Source organism: Vibrio hangzhouensis (genome assembly GCF_900107935.1).
In the GTDB taxonomy this organism is placed as follows: domain Bacteria; phylum Pseudomonadota; class Gammaproteobacteria; order Enterobacterales; family Vibrionaceae; genus Vibrio; species Vibrio hangzhouensis.
In genome coordinates, this window is sequence record NZ_FNVG01000003.1 from 24,602 (window position 1) to 46,766 (window position 22,165).

Genomic DNA, 22,165 nt, shown 5'->3' on the forward strand with positions numbered 1-22,165 from the left:
TGTGCAAAGAAATACTGGATAAAAAGACAGGTAAAAAAGAAAGGCGCCACGTGCCAAAGCTGCGTAGCGCCATTTACTATCTTAGAACCTAGAACTTACGCCTTTTTAGTGGCATGTTTACCCAGTTCAGAGGCCTTTTCATCTTTGAGGTACAGGTTTTCAAAGCAATAGTTTGTTGCTTCGATGTAACCTTCAACGCTACCGCAGTCAAAGCGCTTACCCTTAAATTTGTACGCCAGTACACAGCCGGCTTTAGCTTGCTTTAGCAGAGCGTCGGTGATTTGGATTTCGCCGCCTTTGCCTGGCTCTGTCTGCTCGATCAGTTCGAAAATATCGGGTGTCAGGATATAGCGACCGATGATGGCAAGGTTGCTAGGTGCCGTGCCCGGTTCTGGTTTCTCAACCATGTCATCGACGCGGAACAGATCGTCTTTGATCATTTCACCGGCAATCACACCATACTTGTGCGTTTCATCTTCGGGTACTTCCTGCACCGCGACGATAGAGCAGCGGAATTGCTTGTACAGTGCCACCATTTGAGCCAGAACACCCTGTTCTTCGTTTACGCACAGGTCATCAGCCAGGACCACAGCGAAAGGTTCATCACCGACTAACTCACGTCCTGTCAGGATGGCATGGCCCAGACCTTTCATTTCACGTTGGCGAATATAGGTAAACTGAGCTGATTCGATGATATCGCGAATATCAACCAGTAACTCTTCTTTGTTGGTGCCGCTGATTTGATGCTCTAGCTCATAGTTCTTGTCAAAATGGTCCATGATGGAGTGCTTACCACGACCGGTTACGATGCACATACCGTCCATACCTGCCTGAATCGCCTCTTCTACACCGTATTCAATTAATGGTTTGTTAACGACCGGCATCATCTCTTTTGGCATCGATTTGGTTGCCGGTAAGAAACGAGTTCCGTACCCTGCTGCAGGGAAGAGGCACTTTTTAATCATGGTAAAACCCTTTATCTTTTTATGTTTCAATTCATTGCCACTGACGGGCGATTGGAACTAAGTCTACATAGTAACGACGCTTTATGACAGTAGAAATGCGTCTGAGTTCGGTCCGATTTCACTCGCCGTGGTATACAGCCGATTTTTGTTCGTTAAGATAAGAGATTTTGGTTGGCCCAGGCGATCGCTTGCAGTCGGTTTTTCACTGATAATTTGCGAAATATCTGGTACAGATGCGACTTTACCGTGGACTCGGTGATAAACAGGTCATCGGAGATCTCCAGATTGGTCGCCCCGGACTGAAGGCAGCGCAATATTTCGATTTCTCTGGCGGTGAGATCGACCACGGTCGGAGACGTATTCGCGGCAACCACATAACGATAATGGTGCAGTAGCTGACTGGTGACATCTCGAGGTAACCAGTTTTTGCCGTTGATGATCTCACCCAACCCTATAACCACTTTTTGCGCTGCTTCATAGCTGTAGAACAGCCCTTTTATGTGACCGTAACGCAGTATCTCGTCTGTCGTCAGCCGATGCGGCACATTGATCAGAATGGTTTCGAAGTTTTTGCTGGCAAGGGGCAGGTTGAGGACTTGCTGAAACAGCTCCAGTGATTCCTCGTAATCAAAGAGCAGAATACGATTACGACATCCAGATGCGGTTGACAATAAATCCTGGGGGGTAATGGACTCTATGGCACTTACGCTTAGATTGGATAGCTGTCTGACTCGTTCGGTTACTGTGGCTTCCTGGCTTAGGGTGACGTGTTGAATGACACGTTTGTAGTTATTTCTTCTCATAGCCCGATTTTAGTTTGTGATTTTTATGCATATTGACGAGTATGCTAATGTGCGGCTAGTCATGAAAAAATGAATTGGGAGAGAGTTAAAAAAATCTAAGTAATTGATATGAATGTAAAGATATGGTTCACCTCGTCCAGCTCGTAATATTCGACCCGATGAAGAGAATTTAACCTCGATCAGATAACCGCTGTTGTTGTCTCACCGGTTCGTGTTATCCTATTGGGCTAATTTGAAACACACTGTGGTTATGGAGCAAAACATGGCAAGCCGTGGAGTAAACAAAGTCATTCTAGTGGGTAACTTAGGTAACGACCCAGAAATTCGTTACATGCCAAACGGCGGTGCCGTGGCGAATATTACAATCGCAACCTCTGAGACCTGGCGTGATAAAGCCACAGGTGAACAGCGTGAAAAAACAGAGTGGCACCGTGTTGCTCTGTTTGGCAAGCTGGCAGAAGTGGCGGGTGAATACCTGAGAAAGGGTTCACAAGTGTATATTGAAGGTCAACTACAAACGCGTAAGTGGCAGGATCAAAGTGGTCAGGATCGTTACACAACAGAAGTTGTTGTGCAGGGATTCAATGGCGTAATGCAAATGCTTGGTGGTCGTCAAGGCGGCGGTGCGCCAATGCAGGGTGGCATGAACCAAAACCAGGGCGGTATGCAACAAGCACCGCAACAGCAAGGGTGGGGACAGCCACAACAGCCTGTCCAACAGCCGGCGCAGCAGAAGCCTGCTCAGCAGCAGCCACAGTATAACGAGCCACCAATGGACTTCGACGACGACATTCCGTTCTAAGCGAACAGACAATGAGTCAATCAAATCGTCATTGATGATCAGAGAAAAGCCGCGACAGACTCGCGGTTTTTTTTGTTTCTTAGAGTCTGAGCATAGCTTGTTGCTTAACGGCTCATTATAAATCTGATATAACAAACAGTTAACGCACTTGCGGCCAGTTTGTTGTTTTCTCGTTAACCAGAGTCGTGCATTAAGACACTGCAACCATTTCGTTCAAAAAGGACTTGAGCATCTATGAGGCAAACTCCCACTCTCAAGCTAAGTACTCGCTTAGTGGCCTTTGTGACTGTCATTGTCATGAGTGCTGTATTTATTCTTTTTGTTGGTGGCACCCTGTCTATCAAGAGAATGGGGCAGGAGTACCTGAATCACCACCTTGCGGGCATTGTTAAGGTTATCGACAAAGAGTTAGAAGACCCTGACGCGGCCTACATGATGCAGCGCTGGATGCCGAAAATGCTCCAGGCGAGTAATATTATTGAAATGCAGCTGACTTCGTCTGCAGGGGTGATCTATCGCTACAAGAACACCTCTCCTACCATTGACCGAACCATCGTCTATCGCAAGGGGTACGATCTAGAGCGGAACGAAGGTTATCGGGTTGAGTTTATTGCCCTGCCTCCCTATCTGGATGTTCGCTACTCGATTGAAGCCATGTGGTCTGTGACCTTGGCGTTTGGATTGATCGTTGTCTGTCTGATGCAGGGAGTGAAGTGGCTCAGAAAACAGCTGGTGGGCTCTGAACTGCTGGAAGAGCGCGGCAGAATGATCCTTGGGGGTCGGGTCGAACAGTATGCAAAAGGCGATGAGCGTGAGTGGCCTTATACCGCGAGTGAAGCGCTGGATATTCTGATTGAAGAGCTTCAGGATGCACGTCAGGAGCGCAGTCGCTTTGATACCTTTATTCGAACTCAGACCTTCCTCGACCCGTTAACCGGCAGTGCGAATCGAATGTTATTCGACAATAAGCTGGAATCGGCGCTGCATGAAAGTGGCGCTCAGGGTGGTGTTATGCTGTTTCGTATTGAAGACTGGGAGCAGGTACAGGAGCAACTGGGTAAATCCCACTCTGATGATTTTCTTATTGAAGTCGGTGAAGTGATTTCCAATGCGGTACAAAAATACCCGGATGCCATTTTCTCTCGTTATTACGATGCAGACTTTGCCGTGTTTATTCCGCATCAGAGCTCTAAAGATGTCGCCAACCTGGCAAATCAGTGCATACGTCAACTGGAGAAAGTCACGCCACCTAATCCTCTGGATGAGGAAAACTGGTGCCATATTGGGGTAAGTATGTTCTCAGAAGGAGAACGTCGCGGGCGTGTCATGGAGGAGGCAGAAACCGCCCTGAAGAGTGCTCAGTTGCAAAAGGTGAACAACTGGAGTCGATATAGTAAGCAAGTTCAGACGGTTGATGAGCGCGGCAGCGTTCGTTGGCGAACCTTGTTTGACAAAGCGCTACTACCTGAGAACCTGCTCATCTTTTCTCAGCCGTGTTATTTGTACGAAAAGGGGAAAGATCTGGCATTTGTGCACAAAGAGTTGTTTGCCAGAATCGAAGATCCGGAGCGCGGCATTGTCAAAGCATCCCGATTCCATTCCGCATTGTTGCAAGTGGGATATGAGTCCAATTTCGACCGGGCTGTACTCAATAAAGTGTTACGAAACATTAAGCAACACCCTGAAATTCTTCCTGTTTCCATCAACCTGTATGTTGTGCCATTTGCCAATAAGGGGTATTTCAAGTGGTTTCGTGATGAATTACTGCAACTTCCCGTGGCAACCCGCAGGCAATTGAGTTTTGAGTTCTCCGAAGCGAGATTGGTACAACATCTGGATTATATTCGCCCAGTTGTTAGAATGCTGTCCGGTTTAGGATGTACGGTAATTGTTGGTCAGGCGGGCCGTTCAATCGTTAGTACCCATTACATCAAAGATCTCAAAGTTAACTATTTAAAACTGCATCGCAGTCTAATTAAAAAAATAGATCAACGGGATGAAAATCAGCTGTTTGTGCGTAGCATGGTTGGTGCCTGTGGTGACGGTCCCACGGAAGTTATTGCTGTCGGTGTTGAGACCAAGAAAGAGTGGCATACTTTGCTTGATTTGGGGGTAAAAGGTGGTCAGGGACGTTATTTCGCTGCAGAACAACAACTGATGCCTGATCGTAAACCCAAAGCAGCCTCGGTGAAACCCGGGCGAAGGAATCGTTGGAAAAAATCCTAACGCGGAAATGTTATGACGTTTAATAAATTACTAGCCAGATTTAAGCCAAATCAAGCGAACACTTCCCCGATTGTCGTTATTATGCAGTCGGACGGTGTCTTTTTGTCAGAGAAAGGACAGCAAGAGGTTAGTAACTGTGATGTTCGTGCCAACAACTGGCAAAAGAGCCTCGCTCAACAGCTCTCGTCATACCCACAAAAAGGGCGTCAGGTACAGGTTATTATTGGCAGCCACTGGTACCACACGTATCAAATTGAAACGCCCAGAATTCCTAAATCAGAATGGCCTCAGGCGCTGCCTTTTTTGTTGAAAGATGTCATTAGTGAACGGGTCACTGACATTGTTGCCGATGGTTTGGAGTTGCCTAGTCTCAACAAAACGACCGCCTATGTAGTACAAAAAGCCTGGCTACTTCAACTTCGGAGCATAGTTGAAGAGTCCGGGCATGAGCTTAGTCAGGTGGTACCAGAAGAATTAGTTTGGGCACAAGGCAAGCAGGATGCTGAAAGCTACGTACTTTTGCAACGCAGTCGATTCCATCACTATAGAGTCAGTGCATTTTCTCAAGGATTACCACTTTTTCACCGTACCATTCGCACTGTTTCCGGTCCGGTTATTCAGGGGGATAATCTGGGGTTAGATGTTGACAGTCTGGCGCTTGAATTACAGCGTTCTCTGGATTACCTGTCCTCTCAACTCAAAACGGGGGCGGTGCACAAGTTATTATGTTGTTGTGATGAAGAGTCTGAGCAGCAGCTTTCCTTGGCTCTTTCTGAGCGTTTGAGTGTCAACGTTGTCCCGCTTGTCGAACAGAGAGAGGGTTGGGCTGGTGAGCTTCTGGCACGGATAGCGGTTCAGGCTCAAACATTTGCCATCAATCTTTATCCCGAATACCTGAAGCCAAAACAAGAGCATTTGTCGTTAAATCGCGTCGCGGCCTTATGGGGAGTGACGATGGTCTGCCTGTTAATGGCCAGCGGCTACTCCAGCTATGTCATGAAGCAAAAAGTGGCGGTAATAGAGCAACTGGAGCTGCAATCTGAATCACTTCATCAGCAACTCAGTGAGAAGCAGGCCGCATTGGAAGCTCACAGACCTTCACCCGTTAAGGCGGCGGCGATAGCGCGACTCAAGCAAGAGATCGAAGCCAAGCAAGATGCTCTGAAAGCCGTGGATGATTATGATCAGAAGCAGCAACTTGGTTATTCCGGAGTCATGAATGCTCTCGCGACGTTAGGACGCAATGATATCTCGATTCAGAACATCTATCTGGATCAAGACAATATAGACCTTTCTGGGCTGGCGCGAAGTGCCAGCGCTGTACCCAATTGGGTAGGGCAGTTTAAGCAAGAGCAAAGTTTGGTAGGTCGAACATTTAAGACATTAAAAATTGGTCGCAATGCCAATGATATTGTGATGTTTGAGTTGCGTACTCGCCCGGAGCTCGCTAGCTTAAAATCTCTGGTGAATAACGGAGAGAAAGTCACCGCAAGTCAGGTAAAGGAGGCCAGACAATGAACGCGAACTGGTCAGTGCTTCAGCAGAAGTTTACTCAGTTAACGGTTCGAGAGAAAGTTCTGATTGCAGGGTGCGGCTGGGTCGTCATCGTCGCTCTTATTTACCTGCTAATGCTCGAACCCATGATGTTAAAAAGTCAGAGCATGACTCGTCAGTTACAACAGGTGACAAACGAAAATCAGGAAATTGAGGGGAAATTGCTACTTCTAAGCCATCAATTGAAACAGGATCCCGATAAAGAACTCAACATGGAGTTCGAACAGTTGATTAACCAGAGTCAGTCATTGTCCGAACAGCTTTCCGGGATCGTTGATAACCTCATATCTCCTGCTCAGATGACTGATTTACTGGAATTGGTGCTCAGTAAAAGCCATGGGCTCAAACTTGTTTCTCTGGAATCGTTACCCCCTGAACCTATTAATGGAACCGATGCCGCCAGTGAATACTCCGGCTACTTCGTTCATCCCGTGAAAATTGAGCTGACCGGTAACTATTTTGCCATTGCCCGCTATCTGCAGGAGTTGGAAAACATGCCCGTCAAATATTACTGGCGCAGTTTCAAATATGCGGTAGTAAAACACCCTCAAGCCAAGTTAGTGCTTGAGGTTTACACGTTGGGAACACGCAAGGAGTTTATTGGTGGCTAGAGTACTTACTTTGATGATCTTAACTTTGTCCGCCTCCTGTTGGGCTGCTCAGGATCCGACGGCCCCTCTGGGATGGGCTCAGCCTCAATCGACCTTGGTAAAACCCAAGAAGAAAACAGTGCATCGTTTACCGACACTACAGAGTATTGTTTGTGAGCAGGCTAAAGCATGCTCTGCAGTTCTCAATGGCGAAGTAGTACAGCGAGGCGATGTGGTCAATGGGTACAAGATCTCAAAAATAAATAATGAAAATCTTTTTCTTCAGCGCGCAGGCAAGCAGTGGAAACTTGGCCTCTTTGCGATGGACGTGAAACACTAGGGCTATTAGGAATATGATGCGTAAGGTTGTAATCGGTGTGTGTATCGCCACATTGGCAGGGTGCTCAATGGGTCATCGAGATCCTGTGGAAATCAAACAGAGTCTCAACGAAGCGGTGAATAATTCTAACAATAAAAGTCTGGAAGAACTGCCACCGACAGTTGAAGCCGACTTGATGCCTGAACTGGGAAATCAGGTCGCAAAAAACAGTAACCGGACCTTAAAACGCTTTCGGGTACAAGCCAATGGTGTAGAGGCCAAAGCCTTTTTCACGAGCCTGGTAAAAGGCACCGAATACAGCGTGTCTTTACATCCCAGTGTCAGCGGCAATATCACGGCAAACTTATCAGACGTCACCTTGGATGAAGTATTGGATAACGTAAGTGACATGTACGGTTACGATATCGAGAAAAAGGGTCGTATTATTCAGGTGTATCCGGCGGGGTTAAGGACCGTATCGATTCCTGTTGATTACCTGCAGTTTAAGAGGGCCGGGCGCTCTTTGACATCGATTACAACAGGCACCATCACCAACCGGGACTCGAATAACAACAGCAATAATAACTCCAATAGCAACTCGTCCGGCTCGAGCAGCTCCAGTTCTTCTCGCTCTTCCGGTTCCAATAATGTCAATGGTGGCAACAATAATAATAATGAGCAGGGTGGAACTCGCATTGAAACCACCAGTGAAAGTGATTTCTGGCCTTCGCTGGAAGAAGCCGTCAGTAAATTGGTCGGTAGCGGAGATGGCCGAAGCGTAGTGGTCACGCCACAAGCTAGCCTGCTGACATTGCGGGCCTATCCCGATGAGATTCGTCAGGTAAGAGAGTTCCTGGAAATGTCTCAACAGCGTCTGCACCGTCAGGTTATCCTGGAAGCGAAGATCCTTGAGGTGACTCTCAATGACGGTTACCAGCAGGGAATCAGCTGGGAGAATATTGGAGCCGCGATCGGTAGTGGCGGCATCTCCATATCTCGCCCGGCCCCCTCTCAGATACCACCACTCAATCAGATCGGCTCATTACTTGGTGGGCAAACCAACATCACTATCAGCGACGGCCACTTTAATGCAGTGCTAAGTTTTATGGCGACGCAGGGCGATCTCAATGTACTGTCCAGTCCGCGTATCACAGCCGCAAATAATCAAAAATCGGTTATCAAGGTCGGTACTGATGAGTATTTTGTTACCGACATCTCGACCGTTATTGGCTCCGGAGAAAACGCCAATGTAGCCCCTCAGGTTGAACTGACGCCTTTTTTCTCTGGTATTTCTCTGGATGTGACTCCGCAAATCGATGAGAAAGGCAATGTACTGCTTCATGTGCATCCTGCCGTTATTGAAGTGCAAGAAGAGAAGAAAGAGATAGAGATTCTGGACAGCAGTATTGTGGTTCCTCTGGCAAAAAGCTCGATTAGGGAATCAGATTCTGTGATTCGGGCTGCGGATGGTGATGTCGTCGTAATTGGTGGTCTGATGAAATCCGCGACAACTGAACTGGTTTCGAAAGTACCATATCTTGGTGATATCCCGGCATTGGGACATCTGTTCCGTAATACCCAGAACGTGACGGAAAAAACAGAGCTCGTTATCTTATTGCGCCCAACTGTCGTGGGGGTTAATACCTGGCAGAAAGAGGTAGAGCGTTCACGAGATTTGTTAAATGAGTGGTTCCCAGAAAACTAACGGTGGGGATGTATCGGACGATAACGTGGTGTTGGGAAGAGTAATCGTTGTATCTTAAGCACTTTGGATTTGAACAGTATCCATTCGCACTAACGCCCAATACGGCGCTATTTTTTGGCTTATCGCCTCATTATGAGGCGATACAGACCGTTTGCGCCGGTATTGAACTGGGAGAAGGAGTGCTAAAAGTAACTGGCGAAGTCGGTACAGGAAAAACAATGGTGTGCCGAATGTTACTGCAGCAACTCGCCCAAAAGTACACCTTAGTTTACTTACCGAATCCGGTCTTATCAGGGCAAGAGCTGCGAATGGCTGTCGCTAAAGAGCTGGGTATCACCAATACCGCACCTCACTCTCTGCTTGAAGAAATCCAACAACAGCTGATTATCGCCAAGCAGGAGATGCGCCCTGTAGTGGCACTTATCGATGAGGCCCAGGCGTTGTCGGATGAGGCGCTCGAAACTCTCAGGTTGTTTGGCAATCTGGAGACCGAAGATAGCAAGCTGATTCACATTGTTCTGTTTGGACAACCAGAACTGGATAGAAGACTCGAACAACATCATATGAGGCAATTCCGGCAACGAATCACTTTCAGTGCCAGATTGCGAACCATGACCAGAGAAGAGTGTTATGCCTACGTCAGGCAGCGGGTGACAGCGGCTGGAAGTGAGCGGGATTTATTGAGTCATCATCACTTAGACGCTGTTTGGCGTGCCAGCCAGGGAGTTCCCAGACTGGTGCATCAAATCTGTCATAAAGCGCTGTTACTTGCTTTTGGAGACCGGTGCTTGAAAGTCGACAATCGCCACCTGTTCCTGGCCATTCAGGACACATTTGATGCCCATAAACCATTATTTAAATTCCCAGTGCTTTGGGGTTGGAAACAGACATGAGTGCAATAAATAAAGCATTATCGGAGCTTAATAATCAGCAAACAGCCGCATTGAGCAACATTGAGCAGGCCACTATACCCAAAGTTCACAGAGTCTCTCCGTTGCTATGGATGGGGGTGGGCGCATCACTCAGTCTGGCCATGGGCGGATGGGCTTATTCAACTTCAACACTCAATATGTCTCAGGATCTGCAGCCCAATACGATGACTGAAGTCGAAGCCACGGCTAAAGTCGAAACCACAGCCCCTCTCGTTGCATCGCCAACCACGAATATGAGTTCCAGTGCCACATCGGCGTTTGAGTTAACAAAAACAAGAACGATGTCGACCAATGCAGTAGAAACACCAGACTCAGCTACGCAGCCAGCACAGGCAATCGCCGAGAAACCTTCGCCTTCAATGGTTCCGTTACAAGCTGAGCCCATTTCGATAGCTCAGGTGACCACCAGATCGGCAACGAAACAGGATCCAGCAAAGAGCGGTGAAATGGTCGTGGAGCAGGTAGAACTCAGTACTGAGCAACTTGCTGAAAAAGCCATTCAAAGAGCCATAAAGTCCATTGATGCGAATGATATCAACGGAGCATTGGAGAATTACAGTGACGCGCTGCGCTATGATCCGACCAATGAACAGGTAAGGCAGCGCTTGTCAGCGCTTTATTATGGAAAAGGTCAAAGCCGAAAAGCCTATGAACTGCTACAGGACGGCATTAATCGCAATCTCTCCGGTGAGACTTTGAGAATCGCGTTGAGTAAATTACTCATCAAGGAAAATCAGCAGGAAGCGGCGCTGACGCCATTGGTTCACTTGCCCGACAATGCCTCGATAGATTACCTGTCACTCCGGGCGGGCCTGGCACAGCGCAATAAGCAATCGGATATTGCCTATCAAAGCTATGCCATGTTGACACAGCAAGACCCTCAGAATGCTCGCTGGTGGTTGGGTCTGGCTATTCAGCAAGAACGCAAGATGGAGTTCAGCGGCGCGAAGCAGTCCTACCAGTACGCGTTGGAAAAAATCGGGGTATCCGGTCAGTCGAAAGCGTTTATCCGTGATCGACTTAAAGTGATTGAAAGTATAGAGGGTAGCCAAGATGCAAATTAAGCTCCGCAAACGTCTGGGTGACTTGCTCGTTGAAGAGGGCATTATCAATGAGTCACAGCTGAAGCAGGCGTTGGCTGCTCAGCGCAGCTCGGGTCGTAAGCTTGGTGCAACTCTGATAGAGCTGGGGGCTTTATCGGAGCAGCAGATGCTGACCTTTTTGTCTCAGCAACTTGCCCTGCCACTTATCGATTTAAGCCGGGCTCAGATTGATATGGACTCGGTGCAGTTACTGCCAGAAGTCCACGCAAGGCGTCTACGTGCACTAGTCATAGGGCGACGCGATGACACACTAAGGGTCGCAATGAGTGACCCTGCCGACCTCTTCGCTCAAGAGTCGTTGCTTAACCAACTTGGACGATATGATATCGAGTTTGTGATTGCGGCTGAAAAGCAGTTAATCGAGGGCTTTGACCGTTATTATCGTCGAACCAAAGAAATCGCCTCTTTTGCAGAGCAACTGCACGCCGAACATCAGTCGACGGACGCTTTTGATTTCAATATTGAAGACGATGACAGTGAAGAAGTCACCGTTGTTAAACTGATTAATTCACTGTTTGAAGATGCGATTCAGGTTGGAGCATCAGATATTCATATTGAGCCGGATGCGGACGTACTGCGTTTACGTCAGCGTATTGATGGTGTGTTGCATGAAACGTTGCTCAATGAAGTGAATGTTGCACCTGCCTTAGTGCTTCGACTGAAGTTGATGGCTAATCTCGATATTTCCGAGAAACGCTTGCCTCAGGACGGCCGTTTTAATATTCGGGCAAAAGGACAGTCAGTCGATATACGTATCTCAACCATGCCAGTGGAACACGGTGAATCTGTGGTGATGCGTTTGCTCAATCAATCGACCGGTGTCAGACGACTGGAAGAGTCTGGTATTCCTGACCACTTGCTCATAAGGTTGCGTAAACAACTTCGTCGTCCGCATGGAATGATCCTAGTGACAGGGCCAACGGGTTCCGGCAAAACGACAACCCTTTACGGCGCGCTGACGGAGCTAAACAGCCCGGCGAAAAAAATTATCACAGCGGAAGATCCGGTGGAATACCGTCTGCCGCGAGTCAATCAGGTGCAGGTTAATCCAAAGATCAATCTGGACTTCTCTTCTATTCTTCGTACTTTTCTGCGTCAGGATCCAGACATTATCTTAGTCGGTGAGATGCGAGATCAGGAAACGGTGGAGATAGGCCTGAGGGCGGCACTCACGGGTCACCTGGTTCTGACAACGTTACATACCAACGACTCAGTCGATAGTGCTCTTCGTATGATGGATATGGGGGCTCCGGGATATTTGGTGGCAAGCGCTGTCAGAGCGGTTGTGGCTCAGCGCCTGGTGCGCAGAATTTGTCCCGATTGCAAACGCGAACATACCCCTGATGGTCATTTACAGCAATGGATCATGAGTCGTTTCCCAAATCAAAGCCAATTGAACTTTTATAAAGGACAGGGGTGTCAGAACTGTAACTTGACGGGGTATCGCGGCCGAATTGGTGTGTTTGAAATGCTGGAGCTCGATCAGGGCATGATGGATGCGTTGCGAGCCAATGACGCGGTACTTTTTTCCCAACGAGCCCGTGCCTCGGATGACTACAAACCACTGTTGGCTTCAGCCATGGAGCTGGCGATACAGGGGGTGGTCAGTCTGGAAGAGGTCATGGCGTTAGGTGAAGGCGATGCGTCGGGCAGTGTTGAACCTATCTACATCTGAGTGAGAGGGAATAATGCCAACTTATCGCTATAAAGGGCGCAACCTTGATGGTTCAGAGATCACCGGTCAACTGGATTCGGCTACAGAAGAGACCGCTGCGGACGTACTGATTTCGCGCGGAATCATCCCTATTTCGATCTCATTAGGTGGCAAGTCATCTTCATTTAGTGAGCACCTGACGTCTTTGTTTGCACCGGCAGTTCCTTTGGAAGTGCTGGTGATCTTCTGCCGTCAGCTTTTTAGTCTGACTAAAGCGGGGGTACCGCTGCTCCGTTCGATGAAAGGATTAACTCAGAATTGCACCAATAAGCAGTTAAAGCAGGCCCTGGAAGAGGTGGTAAATGAGCTGACTAATGGTCGTAATTTGTCCAGCTGTATGCAGCTACACCCGAGGGTGTTCAGTCCATTATTTGTGTCGATGATTGCGGTGGGTGAAAACACCGGTCGACTCGATCAGGCATTGGAACAATTGGCTGCCTACTATGAACAAGAAGTTGAAACCAGAAAACGAATTAAAGCTGCGATGCGGTATCCGACGTTTGTTTTGACGTTTATAGTGGCCGCGCTGTTCATTCTTAACATCAAGGTAATCCCTCAATTTGCCGATATGTTTGCTCGTTTTGGGGTCGATCTGCCCTTGCCAACGAGAATTTTGATTACCACGTCTAACTTTTTTGTCGGTTATTGGCCACTCCTGCTCGGAGCGATGGTTGGGGGGCTGTTTGCTTTTCGAGCCTGGCTGTCGACGGCAGCAGGCAGAGAAAAGTGGGACCATATCAAGCTTCGCTTGCCGATTGTCGGTGGAATTGTCAACAGAGCGCAGTTATCGCGTTTTTCTCGCACCTTTGCCTTAATGTTGAGGGCGGGTGTGCCGCTTAATCAATCGTTAGCCCTGTCAGCAGAAGCATTAGACAATAAGTTTCTTGAGAATCGCATCATGGAGATGAAGTCTTCAATAGAGGCGGGTAGCACCGTGTCTTCAACCGCGATAAACGCCAACATCTTTACGCCACTGGTTATCCAGATGATCACTGTAGGTGAAGAAACGGGTCGAATTGATGAGTTATTGCTGGAAGTCTCTGACTTTTATGACCGGGAAGTGGATTATGACCTTAAGACACTGACGGCGAGAATTGAGCCGATTTTGTTGACGATCGTGGCGTTGATGGTACTTATTCTGGCGCTGGGGATTTTCTTGCCAATGTGGGGCATGTTGGATGCGATGAAAGGGATCTAGTGCCAGTGCCCATCAATAGTGTCTTTTTGCAGAGAAATGCGCTGCGCTGGCTTATTTGGGCGAGTGTCGTGCTCGCGCTCGTAGGTTTTTTCCTAGCGGAAGTCAATCGCAATGAGGCGAAAATAACCCGCACTAAAGCGGTCGTGATAGGTAAAGTCATACAACAGCGTATCAACGAACTGCATAAAAGCTGGCTGTTAAATAAGCAGCCGAAGTTTCTCAATATTGATAACACGCTCGTAAAGTTTGATAGCAATGGGTGGGTGGAATTGGCAAACTATGATAGAAGAGACTGTAACCACCTGTTATCTGTCGTTTATAAAGGTGACATAAATAAAACCAATGGATTTTTTGTAAAATCGGAAGAAATTGCCCCTAATAGCTATAGTTGTCTATACGGTATAAATTCGGATATAGAGATTAAAATCCATAAAATTAGAAGCTTGCGTGTAGAGGTCATTTTTTTGACATGAGTAAAAAAATTGACGTTAATGCTTTGTAATCATTACTTAACTAGTTATAATTTGCGCAGAAAGTCACGCTTTCACTTATATAATGGATAAAGATGATGAAAAAAGCTCAAGGTTTTACTCTGGTTGAATTAGTCGTGGTCATTGTTGTGCTAGGCCTGTTAGCAGTAGCGGCGCTTCCTCGCTTTGTTAACGTTACGGATCAAGCGAAACAGTCAAGTATTGAAGGTGTTGCAGGTGGATTTGCTAGCGCTGTGCTTTCCGTCAGGGCTCAGTGGGAGGCTGAAGGCCGCCCTACTAATGGTACCGACAATGAAGTTAGCTATGATGGTACAGACTTTGTTCTGACGTCATCTGAGAACAATAATCGTCGTGATGGGTACCCTGCTGGTGCTTCAGGATCGAATGCTAATTCCTTGACGCTCGAAGACTGTGAATTTTTGATGCAGAACTTGCTTCAAAACGCGCCATCTACGGTCCAAGGAAATCAGAACACAGTGTCTGATGCTAAGTATATCGTGCAACGAGTTAATGGTACTACATGTCGTTACTACCAAAATGAAGGTGCGAATGAGCTTCATCAGTTTGAGTACGACCTTACAAGTGGCAAAGTCAGCGTTTCACTAGCGAATAACAATTAATTGGTTTTCAATTGAGAGAGTAATATGAAAAGACAAAGTGGTTTTACACTCATCGAAATGGTCGTCGTTATCGTTATTCTGGGTATTCTGGCAGTAACAGCAGCACCACGCTTCCTTAACCTGCAGGGTGACGCTCGCGAATCGTCTCTGAATGGACTAAAAGGGGCGATGTCTGGTGCGACGGGTATTGTGTATGGTAAGGCTGCCGTTGCAGGTGTAGAAAAAGAGTCTACCGCTACGGTCGCTGATGGCAACAATGACATCAACCTTGTATTCGGTTACCCAGAAGCCTCTGAAGATGGTCTAGTTCGAGCGGTCGACGGTCTTAGCAATGCTAACGAGTGGAGTTTTCAGACCAACAGAGCGAACACCCGCTTGGTCACTACTTTTTCCGGAACATTCGAAAATGTAAGAGACATTGTGGATACTAATTGCTACGTTGAATATCGTAATGCGGCAGATGCAGATTCAACACCTACCATCACGGTAGTTGCAACGGGTTGTTAATACGTCTTTAGTATGAAAGGTCAGCTCCGGCTGGCCTTTTTTGTATTGTGATAAACATTCTGATTTTTAAAGATTTCTGATGATTGATGGATGAGTTAGTACAGGCCTTTTGTATACTATTTATCAGTTATTGTTACGGGTAATACTATGCCAATCCAACCGCGAAAATTAGCCGGATTTACGCTCATCGAACTGATCGTTGTGCTGATTTTGCTGTCGGTTATCTCAGTGGTTGCTGCCAGTCGATTTATGGGGCGATCGGGTTTTTCTGTGGAGGCGGCAAAAGAACAGGCCGTTGCTATCGTACAGCAGATACAGTTAGGCCGGATGCAATCCAATATTAATGAAGTCAGTGATCTCAACCGTCGCTATCAATTGGTGATTCAACAAGATTGTTTTGGCTCTCGTTATAGTTGTAGTCAATCGAATAAACAAGGTCAGTCCGACTACCTGCAATTGGAAGGCGTTCAGGTATCCGCACCACTCAATCAAATTGACTTTGATCTTCTGGGTCGCCCTGTGTGTGATTCGTGCACGTTCCCGATACAGATTCAATTTAGCCAGCACAGTGATTCAGCTTCGCTCTGTATAAACTCGGAGGGATTTGTCGATGCTTGCTAGACGAGCCAATCGTGGCATGACACTGATAGAGAGCGTCGTTGCCATGGTGATATTAGCCATTGCACTGATTACCCTGACGAGCTTTTTATTCCCCAGCGTTAAGAAAAGCGCTATGCCCCATTATGAAGTAAGAGCGGCGGCGTTAGGACAGGCTGTACTGAATCAGATACTGGCGGTGAGTTTTGATGAACATAGTGACCGTGAAGGGGGCTTAGCTCGCTGCGATGAGAGTGGTGTATTGTGTACTCCGCCAGGTCAGTTAGGAGCCGAGTCCGATGAACAGCCCGCATTCTTCAATGATGTCGATGATTATATCGGCTGTTGGTATGGAGCCAATGCTCAGCAGCAGTGTGGGCAAGGTTTGCCACTTACCGACATCATGGGTGGAGACGGCGTACAGGACTATCGGAATTTCGTGGTTAATGTGCAGGTAGAGTACGATGTTGACACGGCATTGGGTGGTCAAGTCACTTCGCAGCAAACCAGTCAATTCAAAAAGATTCTGGTTGAGGTATCGGCCAGCAATTTTGCCGCCTATCGCTTTGTGGCATACAAGGGGAATTACTGATGCGAGTTACAACCAGTAAACCGCTTGGTTTTACCTTACTCGAACTGGTCATCACTATGGTGATTCTGGGGATCCTGTTTTTGGGTATCGCGGGTTTTGTGGAGTTCGGTGCTCGCGGTTATGTTGATTCCGTGGCCCGCAGTAAAGTGCAGAATCAGGCTCAGTTTGTGATTGAGAAGATGTCCAGAGAGCTTAAGCATGCGGTACCTAACAGTATTCAAACCACAGTAAACGGACAGTGTGTCTCTTTTTATCCGATTGTCTATTCAGGCTTTTATCACCTCGATGAACAGTCGACGAAAACGGAGTTTGTCCTAGGAAACATTAGTGCCTATCCCCACAGCTTCAGTGAAACAGAAAAGCTGATCATTAACCCCAGCCGGCAACAGGACTTAGAAAGCAGTCGGGCCGTCAGTTTATCGGGGGTACAGTCCATAACTGATGGTCAATATTTCTCACTCAATCAACTGCCTGTGCAAGGTTCTGTTGCTCAGAGGCTCTACGTGTTTAACTCAGCGGGTAAGGTGAATTATTGCATTACGATAGCGGGCAATATTGAACGCAATGGCGTGCGAGTGGCCACTAACTTAGATACGACGAAAAGTCATTTTTCTTACCTGGATGCTTCCTTGCTTCGCGCAGCATTAGTGCGTCTGACGCTTGTCTTTAATCGAGCGAGCGAAGAGTCTAACTTTCAATATGATGTACAGGTGCAAAATGTCCCCTAAAAAACGCTCACAAAAAGGTAGTGTCTACATCGTTGCCATTTTTGTCGTGGTGGTGATGGGGATGTTGGCAATGAATCTGAATCGAATTCAATGGTCGGGTAACGATACGCTCTCTCGCGAGCTCATAGGCACTAAGGCGTCTTTGTTGGCCAGCTCAGGTGTGGAGTGGGCACTGACTCAACTGTATCCTTTGGGTCAGCCTGGCTCTTCGGCAGAGTTAGCCGTTAGGTGTAATAACCTTTCCCCTGAGTTATCCACCGCTGCCTCTTATCTCACCGCTCAGGTTGATAAAAGCTGTCGTGCGCTTTTTATTCAGTGTGAAACGGTTACTGGTGGCGAAACCGCGCTGATCCCTGAAGAACTTCAGTATTTTAAGGTTACCAGCAGAGCACTTTGTGGAGATACAAAAGGTTTTGATATAGAGCGTCAGCAAGAGGCGTGGGTAAAAGGAGTATCTCAATGAGCAGGTTAGGTACTTTCTTTCTGTTTTTAATTGCGATGACAAACGCCTATGCGATTGAATATTGTGCATATTTTCCAGAATCGATTCAAACCAATAATCGGACGATTGACGGCCTCCCCTTTGTTTCGAAAGTAGATTTTGCCGGACATGATCAGGAGTTGTTTTTTGACGCCGATGGCTTTCAAATGCCGTTTAATTACCTTTTCAATAGCTCGGCTCCTAATGGAACAGCGGCACATTGTTATTATCCGAACGATGCAAAAGACAGTTGTGGTATTAATCCCTCTTCGCCGTCATCGACTTTGCCTGTGACATTGCCTCCATTCCCCAATGATCTCGAGCAATGGCAATGTGGAAAGGGACAGTGTACTTTACCAAAAAATAGCAAAATACAGTCTTTAACGGTGAGGCAGGGAAAAACGTTGACGTTAGAGGGCGGAGAGGTTTGGATCGGCTCATTGACGTTAGAGCATGCGGCAAAAATAAAGATCAGTTCACCCACTGTATTGCATTACAGGTCACTTTACGTGAGTGGTCACTCCCACATTAACAAAGGGGGAGACATCGAAGATCTTATTCTCATTGGCCACGGAGCGCAGTCTGGAGTGAACTTTACTAATCACAACCAAGTCTCTGCCGCTTTGTATGTGGATCCGGCAAGTTTCCATAGTGGATTAACAGTGAGCGGAGAAAGCAATGATCTTCATATGAATATCACCGTTAACCATCTGCTTGTGACCGGTAAACGCAACAAGTTTACACTCCCTAAACTTTGTGGTGATGCCCCCCCACCCAGTCAAAACTACTATCTAGAGCTCGAACCGGTTAAAGGTATTGCTCTAAGTTGCGAAACGCAGCATCTCACGTTTAGGGTGGTTCAAGATGGAGTGCCAGTTTCCGACTACACCAAAGGGGTGAGAATTGCCGCTCCCTCGTCGGTCACCATGACTATGGTCGAAGGGAACCATATTGGTGGTGATTTGTATAATCCCAGTACAAATGGGCTGATTGTTTTTGATGCGAGCAGCCAGTCGATAGAGCAAATCAACATATCCGGTGAGTTGGTGGAGAGTGCCAATGACACTTATGTCGCGGGTGACTATGAGTTTACCGCTAACAAATTTGCGTTCACTCCTGATAATTCTGGTTTAATCGCGGGAAAACCCGCGACGGTTGAAGTTCGTCCCGTGACTTGTTCAGTCACTCGAGCTGGAAGAGCACAGGTCGTTGCTGCGCAAGACTACTCAGGTATGCAAGAGGTGGCCATTGCCACAACGGGTTATCACGAACCCCAATACCCAGCGGTTGAGTCCGCTATCCAGGTAAAAGCGCATGAAAGTTCGGGCGACCAATTTGAACCGATTCCGGTGAACAAGTTGTTGTTAGACTTTTCGCAAGGTAGCGCAACCCCTGAGGCTGGCCAGAGCGCATTAATGGATGTCCGCTATGATGAAGTGGGTCGAGTGTCGTTTGAGTTATCGCAAACCCGTTGCCTCGATGAGGACAAGCAAATCCAGTCAAAAGGACAGAGCCAGTCAGAAAAGCAGAGCAGTAGTAGCAAGCAGTGTGTCACCTATAAAGGGGTGCATGAGTTAAAAGTGCGGCCGTGGACGTTTGCAATTTGTGACGCCTCTAATTATCAGCTGGCGCTGGACGGTACCTCAGCGCAAGGCAGCGGCTACAAGGCGGCGGGTGAACGATTTGACCTGGACGTACTCCCTATTCGCTGGCAGCAAGGAGGGGCAGTACAAGGGGCTGTCAGTGTCACTCAATCCTGGTGTAATAACCAGCTGGTCACTAAGAACTATTTTGATCAGGGCGCCCCCGTATCCAGCGTGACATTGAGTGCAGCTGAAAACACACCAGCGGTAAGACCTGTTGAAGAACGCCTGCCACTCAAAATGAATGGGGAAGAAGGGAGTACCTTTGCTCGCGGCAATCAGCAGAGTAATCAAGTTCTTCCTTTCTATGATTTGTACTGGGAGGATGTTGGGAGTCTGCTCACTCGTATTGAGAGTTCATCTCAGTATTTAGATATGACGATTAACCCCAGCGTTCGCAATATCGGTCGGTTCTACCCGCATCATTTGGCATTGGTTGCCAATGACTGGGGCTACGAATCTGGACATGACAACTTTGCCTATATGGACCAGCTTATCAGACCTACATTTGTCGTAGAGGCGCGTAATCTGGACGAAGGACCGACGCCTAACTATGGACACTTTGCGTCAGAATTCATCGTCACGCTGAGTCATGTGGCAACAGACAGCGATATTCGCTCTTACCTTCCGCGAATTAGTGCCACGGCACTAAGCTGGGAAGGGACTGAATGGCAGTGCGACCAGTGCGAATCGCCTTTGGCGCAACTTGACACTGATTTCGGAGGCTATGTATTTGCGAGGCGTTATCAAATCGGCGGGACCAGCTCGATTAAAGAATTGCCAGTGAAAACGAGTTTTGGGCTTGAATCCAACTTGGTCGATGGTGTCGATTTTGAGAGTCCAGGCATGTCTCTGCCTGACAGCACCAGATTAGGAAAGGCTTTTCCTAATCAACCTGATTTTCGCTACGGCCGCATGGTATTGGGCAATATCGGCGGTGATCTGACTCGCGCGTTGACAGTCCCTTTACAGGTGGAGTACTGGAGTGATTCTGGCTTTGTTCTCAATCATCAGGACAGTGGTTCTGTTTACAATGGTAAACACTTCTGTCAGCAGACGGTTTGGTCAGGAAATTCCAGCTCGAATGCGCGCTTGTTCAATATGGGGGCTGAGGATGCACCGGTCGATGACGGTGAGGGAACTCAATTGTTTGCGGTCAATGATCAGACACGAGAACAAGTCAACCTCTGGTTGCGCCTCGATAGCAGTCCTCCGGCGAAACTGCAGCAAACAGACAGTGCTATCACCTGCCATAGTGAGAGCGTGTCGCGTCCTTGGCTTCGATACGATTGGCGCGGCGTAGGTGATGAAGATCCACACACCGTGGTGACGTTTGGTTCTTTCCGAGGTAACGACCGGGTAATTTATCGGGGAGAACCTCGCCTAATAGGCCAATAATTCCTGCATATTTTTTGCGTTAAGTAAGGAAACTGTAAGAAAATGGGGGTTTCCTCCAATGTTTCTGCTTCAATGCCTTGCTGAGTTGGCGTGGCATTGGTACATTTAGTGCAATTTTTGTCTTCTAATTCTTGCAGGACGAGCGAAGAATATGTTTAAAAAACTGCGTGGCATGTTTTCTAACGACCTATCGATAGATCTAGGTACTGCCAACACACTGATTTATGTAAAAGGACAGGGTATCGTCCTTGACGAGCCTTCTGTAGTAGCTATCCGTCAAGACCGTGCGGGTTCGGCCAAAAGCGTTGCGGCGGTAGGCCATGCAGCGAAACAGATGCTGGGTCGTACACCGGGTAACATTTCTGCAATTCGTCCGATGAAAGATGGCGTTATCGCTGATTTCTATGTGACCGAAAAAATGCTTCAGCACTTCATCAAGCAAGTGCATGATAACAGCGTACTTAAACCAAGCCCGCGTGTTTTGGTGTGCGTGCCTTGTGGTTCAACTCAGGTTGAGCGTCGTGCAATTCGTGAGTCAGCGCTAGGTGCGGGTGCTCGTGAAGTGTACCTAATCGATGAGCCGATGGCGGCAGCAATTGGTGCTGGTCTGCGTGTGTCAGAGCCAACAGGTTCAATGGTGGTCGATATCGGTGGTGGTACCACGGAAGTTGCGGTTATCTCACTAAATGGTGTGGTTTACTCATCTTCTGTACGTATCGGTGGTGACCGTTTTGATGAAGCAATCATCAACTATGTTCGTCGTAACTACGGTAGCCTGATTGGTGAAGCGACCGCAGAGAAAATCAAACACGAAATTGGTTCTGCTTACCCTGGCGATACGGTAGAAGAAATCGAAGTTCGTGGTCGTAACCTGGCAGAAGGTGTGCCACGTAGCTTTAGTCTTAATTCAAACGAGATCCTGGAAGCGCTTCAGGAACCGCTTACAGGTATCGTATCTGCAGTAATGGTCGCACTTGAACAGTGCCCACCAGAGCTGGCATCAGACATCTCTGAAAACGGTATGGTGCTAACAGGTGGTGGTGCGTTGCTACGTGACCTTGACCGTCTGTTGACTGAAGAAACCGGCATTCCAGTTGTGATTGCTGAAGATCCACTGACGTGTGTGGCTCGTGGTGGCGGTAAAGCGCTAGAAATGATCGACATGCACGGTGGCGATCTATTTACAGACGAATAATG

The 22,165-nt window shown here is 47.7% G+C and carries 21 protein-coding genes; 19 read left to right on the top strand and 2 right to left on the bottom strand.

Going from position 1 to position 22,165, the window contains the following annotated elements; all coding sequences use genetic code 11:
* Nucleotides 1-95: 95 nt before the first annotated feature.
* Nucleotides 96-965 (bottom strand): UTP--glucose-1-phosphate uridylyltransferase GalU, encoded by an 870-nt coding sequence (galU, locus tag C4S60_RS03750; RefSeq protein WP_103879005.1) that lies wholly within the window; start codon nt 963-965, stop codon nt 96-98.
* 152 nt (nt 966-1,117) lie between these two features.
* Nucleotides 1,118-1,768 carry a LuxR C-terminal-related transcriptional regulator gene (locus C4S60_RS03755; protein ID WP_103879006.1) on the bottom strand — a complete coding sequence of 217 codons (651 nt, stop codon included), beginning with the start codon at nt 1,766-1,768 and terminating at the stop codon, nt 1,118-1,120.
* 262 nt (nt 1,769-2,030) lie between these two features.
* Here C4S60_RS03755 and C4S60_RS03760 point away from each other — a divergent pair, with 262 nt between their 5' ends.
* From C4S60_RS03760 to C4S60_RS03850, 19 genes are all read left to right on the top strand, one after another.
* The gene (locus C4S60_RS03760; RefSeq protein WP_103879007.1) at nt 2,031-2,570 is read left to right on the top strand and encodes a single-stranded DNA-binding protein; all 540 of its coding nucleotides are present in this window, start codon (nt 2,031-2,033) and stop codon (nt 2,568-2,570) included.
* Between the two features lie 234 nt (nt 2,571-2,804).
* Nucleotides 2,805-4,796, top strand: coding sequence for an RNase E specificity factor CsrD (gene csrD, locus C4S60_RS03765; RefSeq protein ID WP_103879008.1), 1,992 nt, complete (start codon nt 2,805-2,807; stop codon nt 4,794-4,796).
* A 12-nt stretch (nt 4,797-4,808) separates the two neighbouring features.
* On the top strand, nt 4,809-6,314 hold the full coding sequence (locus C4S60_RS03770; protein ID WP_103879009.1) for an MSHA biogenesis protein MshI: 1,506 nt from the start codon (nt 4,809-4,811) through the stop codon (nt 6,312-6,314).
* The gene (gene gspM / locus C4S60_RS03775) at nt 6,311-6,961 is read left to right on the top strand and encodes a type II secretion system protein GspM (protein WP_103879010.1); all 651 of its coding nucleotides are present in this window, start codon (nt 6,311-6,313) and stop codon (nt 6,959-6,961) included. Before C4S60_RS03770 ends, gspM begins: the two co-directional genes overlap by 4 nt.
* Nucleotides 6,954-7,280: an MSHA biogenesis protein MshK gene (locus C4S60_RS03780; protein WP_208623241.1), complete on the top strand. Its 327-nt coding sequence runs from the start codon at nt 6,954-6,956 to the stop codon at nt 7,278-7,280. Before gspM ends, C4S60_RS03780 begins: the two co-directional genes overlap by 8 nt.
* A 16-nt stretch (nt 7,281-7,296) precedes the next feature.
* Nucleotides 7,297-8,964, top strand: coding sequence for a pilus (MSHA type) biogenesis protein MshL (mshL, locus tag C4S60_RS03785; protein WP_103879012.1), 1,668 nt, complete (start codon nt 7,297-7,299; stop codon nt 8,962-8,964).
* 47 nt (nt 8,965-9,011) lie between these two features.
* Nucleotides 9,012-9,857, top strand: a complete 846-nt coding sequence (locus C4S60_RS03790) for an ExeA family protein (protein WP_103879013.1) — start codon at nt 9,012-9,014, stop codon at nt 9,855-9,857.
* Nucleotides 9,854-10,960: a tetratricopeptide repeat protein gene (locus C4S60_RS03795; RefSeq protein ID WP_208623242.1), complete on the top strand. Its 1,107-nt coding sequence runs from the start codon at nt 9,854-9,856 to the stop codon at nt 10,958-10,960. The genes C4S60_RS03790 and C4S60_RS03795 overlap by 4 nt, the downstream gene beginning before the upstream one ends.
* Nucleotides 10,950-12,674: a GspE/PulE family protein gene (locus tag C4S60_RS03800; protein ID WP_103879015.1), complete on the top strand. Its 1,725-nt coding sequence runs from the start codon at nt 10,950-10,952 to the stop codon at nt 12,672-12,674. The genes C4S60_RS03795 and C4S60_RS03800 overlap by 11 nt, the downstream gene beginning before the upstream one ends.
* A 13-nt stretch (nt 12,675-12,687) precedes the next feature.
* Nucleotides 12,688-13,911 carry a type II secretion system F family protein gene (locus tag C4S60_RS03805; RefSeq protein WP_103879016.1) on the top strand — a complete coding sequence of 408 codons (1,224 nt, stop codon included), beginning with the start codon at nt 12,688-12,690 and terminating at the stop codon, nt 13,909-13,911.
* Complete coding sequence (locus C4S60_RS03810) at nt 13,911-14,384, top strand: hypothetical protein (RefSeq protein ID WP_103879017.1); 474 nt, start codon at nt 13,911-13,913, stop codon at nt 14,382-14,384. The genes C4S60_RS03805 and C4S60_RS03810 overlap by 1 nt, the downstream gene beginning before the upstream one ends.
* Nucleotides 14,385-14,476: 92 nt before the next feature.
* Nucleotides 14,477-15,022 carry a prepilin-type N-terminal cleavage/methylation domain-containing protein gene (locus C4S60_RS03815; protein WP_103879018.1) on the top strand — a complete coding sequence of 182 codons (546 nt, stop codon included), beginning with the start codon at nt 14,477-14,479 and terminating at the stop codon, nt 15,020-15,022.
* Nucleotides 15,023-15,046: 24 nt separating this feature from the next.
* Nucleotides 15,047-15,529, top strand: a complete 483-nt coding sequence (locus tag C4S60_RS03820) for a type II secretion system protein (RefSeq protein WP_103879019.1) — start codon at nt 15,047-15,049, stop codon at nt 15,527-15,529.
* 147 nt (nt 15,530-15,676) lie between these two features.
* The gene (locus C4S60_RS03825; protein WP_103879020.1) at nt 15,677-16,150 is read left to right on the top strand and encodes a pilus assembly FimT family protein; all 474 of its coding nucleotides are present in this window, start codon (nt 15,677-15,679) and stop codon (nt 16,148-16,150) included.
* Entirely contained in the window at nt 16,140-16,718 is a 579-nt protein-coding gene (locus tag C4S60_RS03830; RefSeq protein WP_103879021.1) for a type IV pilus modification PilV family protein, read from the top strand. Before C4S60_RS03825 ends, C4S60_RS03830 begins: the two co-directional genes overlap by 11 nt.
* Nucleotides 16,718-17,446 carry a PulJ/GspJ family protein gene (locus C4S60_RS03835; protein WP_103879022.1) on the top strand — a complete coding sequence of 243 codons (729 nt, stop codon included), beginning with the start codon at nt 16,718-16,720 and terminating at the stop codon, nt 17,444-17,446. Before C4S60_RS03830 ends, C4S60_RS03835 begins: the two co-directional genes overlap by 1 nt.
* A complete protein-coding gene (locus tag C4S60_RS03840; RefSeq protein WP_103879023.1) occupies nt 17,436-17,909 on the top strand; it encodes a hypothetical protein in 474 nt (157 codons plus the stop codon). Before C4S60_RS03835 ends, C4S60_RS03840 begins: the two co-directional genes overlap by 11 nt.
* On the top strand, nt 17,906-20,968 hold the full coding sequence (locus tag C4S60_RS03845) for a DUF6701 domain-containing protein (RefSeq protein WP_103879024.1): 3,063 nt from the start codon (nt 17,906-17,908) through the stop codon (nt 20,966-20,968). The genes C4S60_RS03840 and C4S60_RS03845 overlap by 4 nt, the downstream gene beginning before the upstream one ends.
* 151 nt (nt 20,969-21,119) lie before the next feature.
* On the top strand, nt 21,120-22,163 hold the full coding sequence (locus C4S60_RS03850) for a rod shape-determining protein (RefSeq protein WP_103879025.1): 1,044 nt from the start codon (nt 21,120-21,122) through the stop codon (nt 22,161-22,163).
* Nucleotides 22,164-22,165 lie beyond the last annotated feature (2 nt).

Bases quoted from the DNA above. Each gene is read 5' to 3' on its own strand.
- galU (WP_103879005.1), bottom strand. From the start codon at position 965: ATGATTAAAAAGTGCCTCTTCCCTGCAGCAGGGTACGGAACTCGTTTC.
- C4S60_RS03755 (WP_103879006.1), bottom strand. From the start codon at position 1,768: ATGAGAAGAAATAACTACAAACGTGTCATTCAACACGTCACCCTAAGC.
- C4S60_RS03760 (WP_103879007.1), top strand. From the start codon at position 2,031: ATGGCAAGCCGTGGAGTAAACAAAGTCATTCTAGTGGGTAACTTAGGT.
- csrD (WP_103879008.1), top strand. From the start codon at position 2,805: ATGAGGCAAACTCCCACTCTCAAGCTAAGTACTCGCTTAGTGGCCTTT.
- C4S60_RS03770 (WP_103879009.1), top strand. From the start codon at position 4,809: ATGACGTTTAATAAATTACTAGCCAGATTTAAGCCAAATCAAGCGAAC.
- gspM (WP_103879010.1), top strand. From the start codon at position 6,311: ATGAACGCGAACTGGTCAGTGCTTCAGCAGAAGTTTACTCAGTTAACG.
- mshL (WP_103879012.1), top strand. From the start codon at position 7,297: ATGCGTAAGGTTGTAATCGGTGTGTGTATCGCCACATTGGCAGGGTGC.
- C4S60_RS03795 (WP_208623242.1), top strand. From the start codon at position 9,854: ATGAGTGCAATAAATAAAGCATTATCGGAGCTTAATAATCAGCAAACA.
- C4S60_RS03800 (WP_103879015.1), top strand. From the start codon at position 10,950: ATGCAAATTAAGCTCCGCAAACGTCTGGGTGACTTGCTCGTTGAAGAG.
- C4S60_RS03805 (WP_103879016.1), top strand. From the start codon at position 12,688: ATGCCAACTTATCGCTATAAAGGGCGCAACCTTGATGGTTCAGAGATC.
- C4S60_RS03815 (WP_103879018.1), top strand. From the start codon at position 14,477: ATGATGAAAAAAGCTCAAGGTTTTACTCTGGTTGAATTAGTCGTGGTC.
- C4S60_RS03820 (WP_103879019.1), top strand. From the start codon at position 15,047: ATGAAAAGACAAAGTGGTTTTACACTCATCGAAATGGTCGTCGTTATC.
- C4S60_RS03825 (WP_103879020.1), top strand. From the start codon at position 15,677: ATGCCAATCCAACCGCGAAAATTAGCCGGATTTACGCTCATCGAACTG.
- C4S60_RS03830 (WP_103879021.1), top strand. From the start codon at position 16,140: ATGCTTGCTAGACGAGCCAATCGTGGCATGACACTGATAGAGAGCGTC.
- C4S60_RS03835 (WP_103879022.1), top strand. From the start codon at position 16,718: ATGCGAGTTACAACCAGTAAACCGCTTGGTTTTACCTTACTCGAACTG.
- C4S60_RS03840 (WP_103879023.1), top strand. From the start codon at position 17,436: ATGTCCCCTAAAAAACGCTCACAAAAAGGTAGTGTCTACATCGTTGCC.
- C4S60_RS03845 (WP_103879024.1), top strand. From the start codon at position 17,906: ATGAGCAGGTTAGGTACTTTCTTTCTGTTTTTAATTGCGATGACAAAC.
- C4S60_RS03850 (WP_103879025.1), top strand. From the start codon at position 21,120: ATGTTTAAAAAACTGCGTGGCATGTTTTCTAACGACCTATCGATAGAT.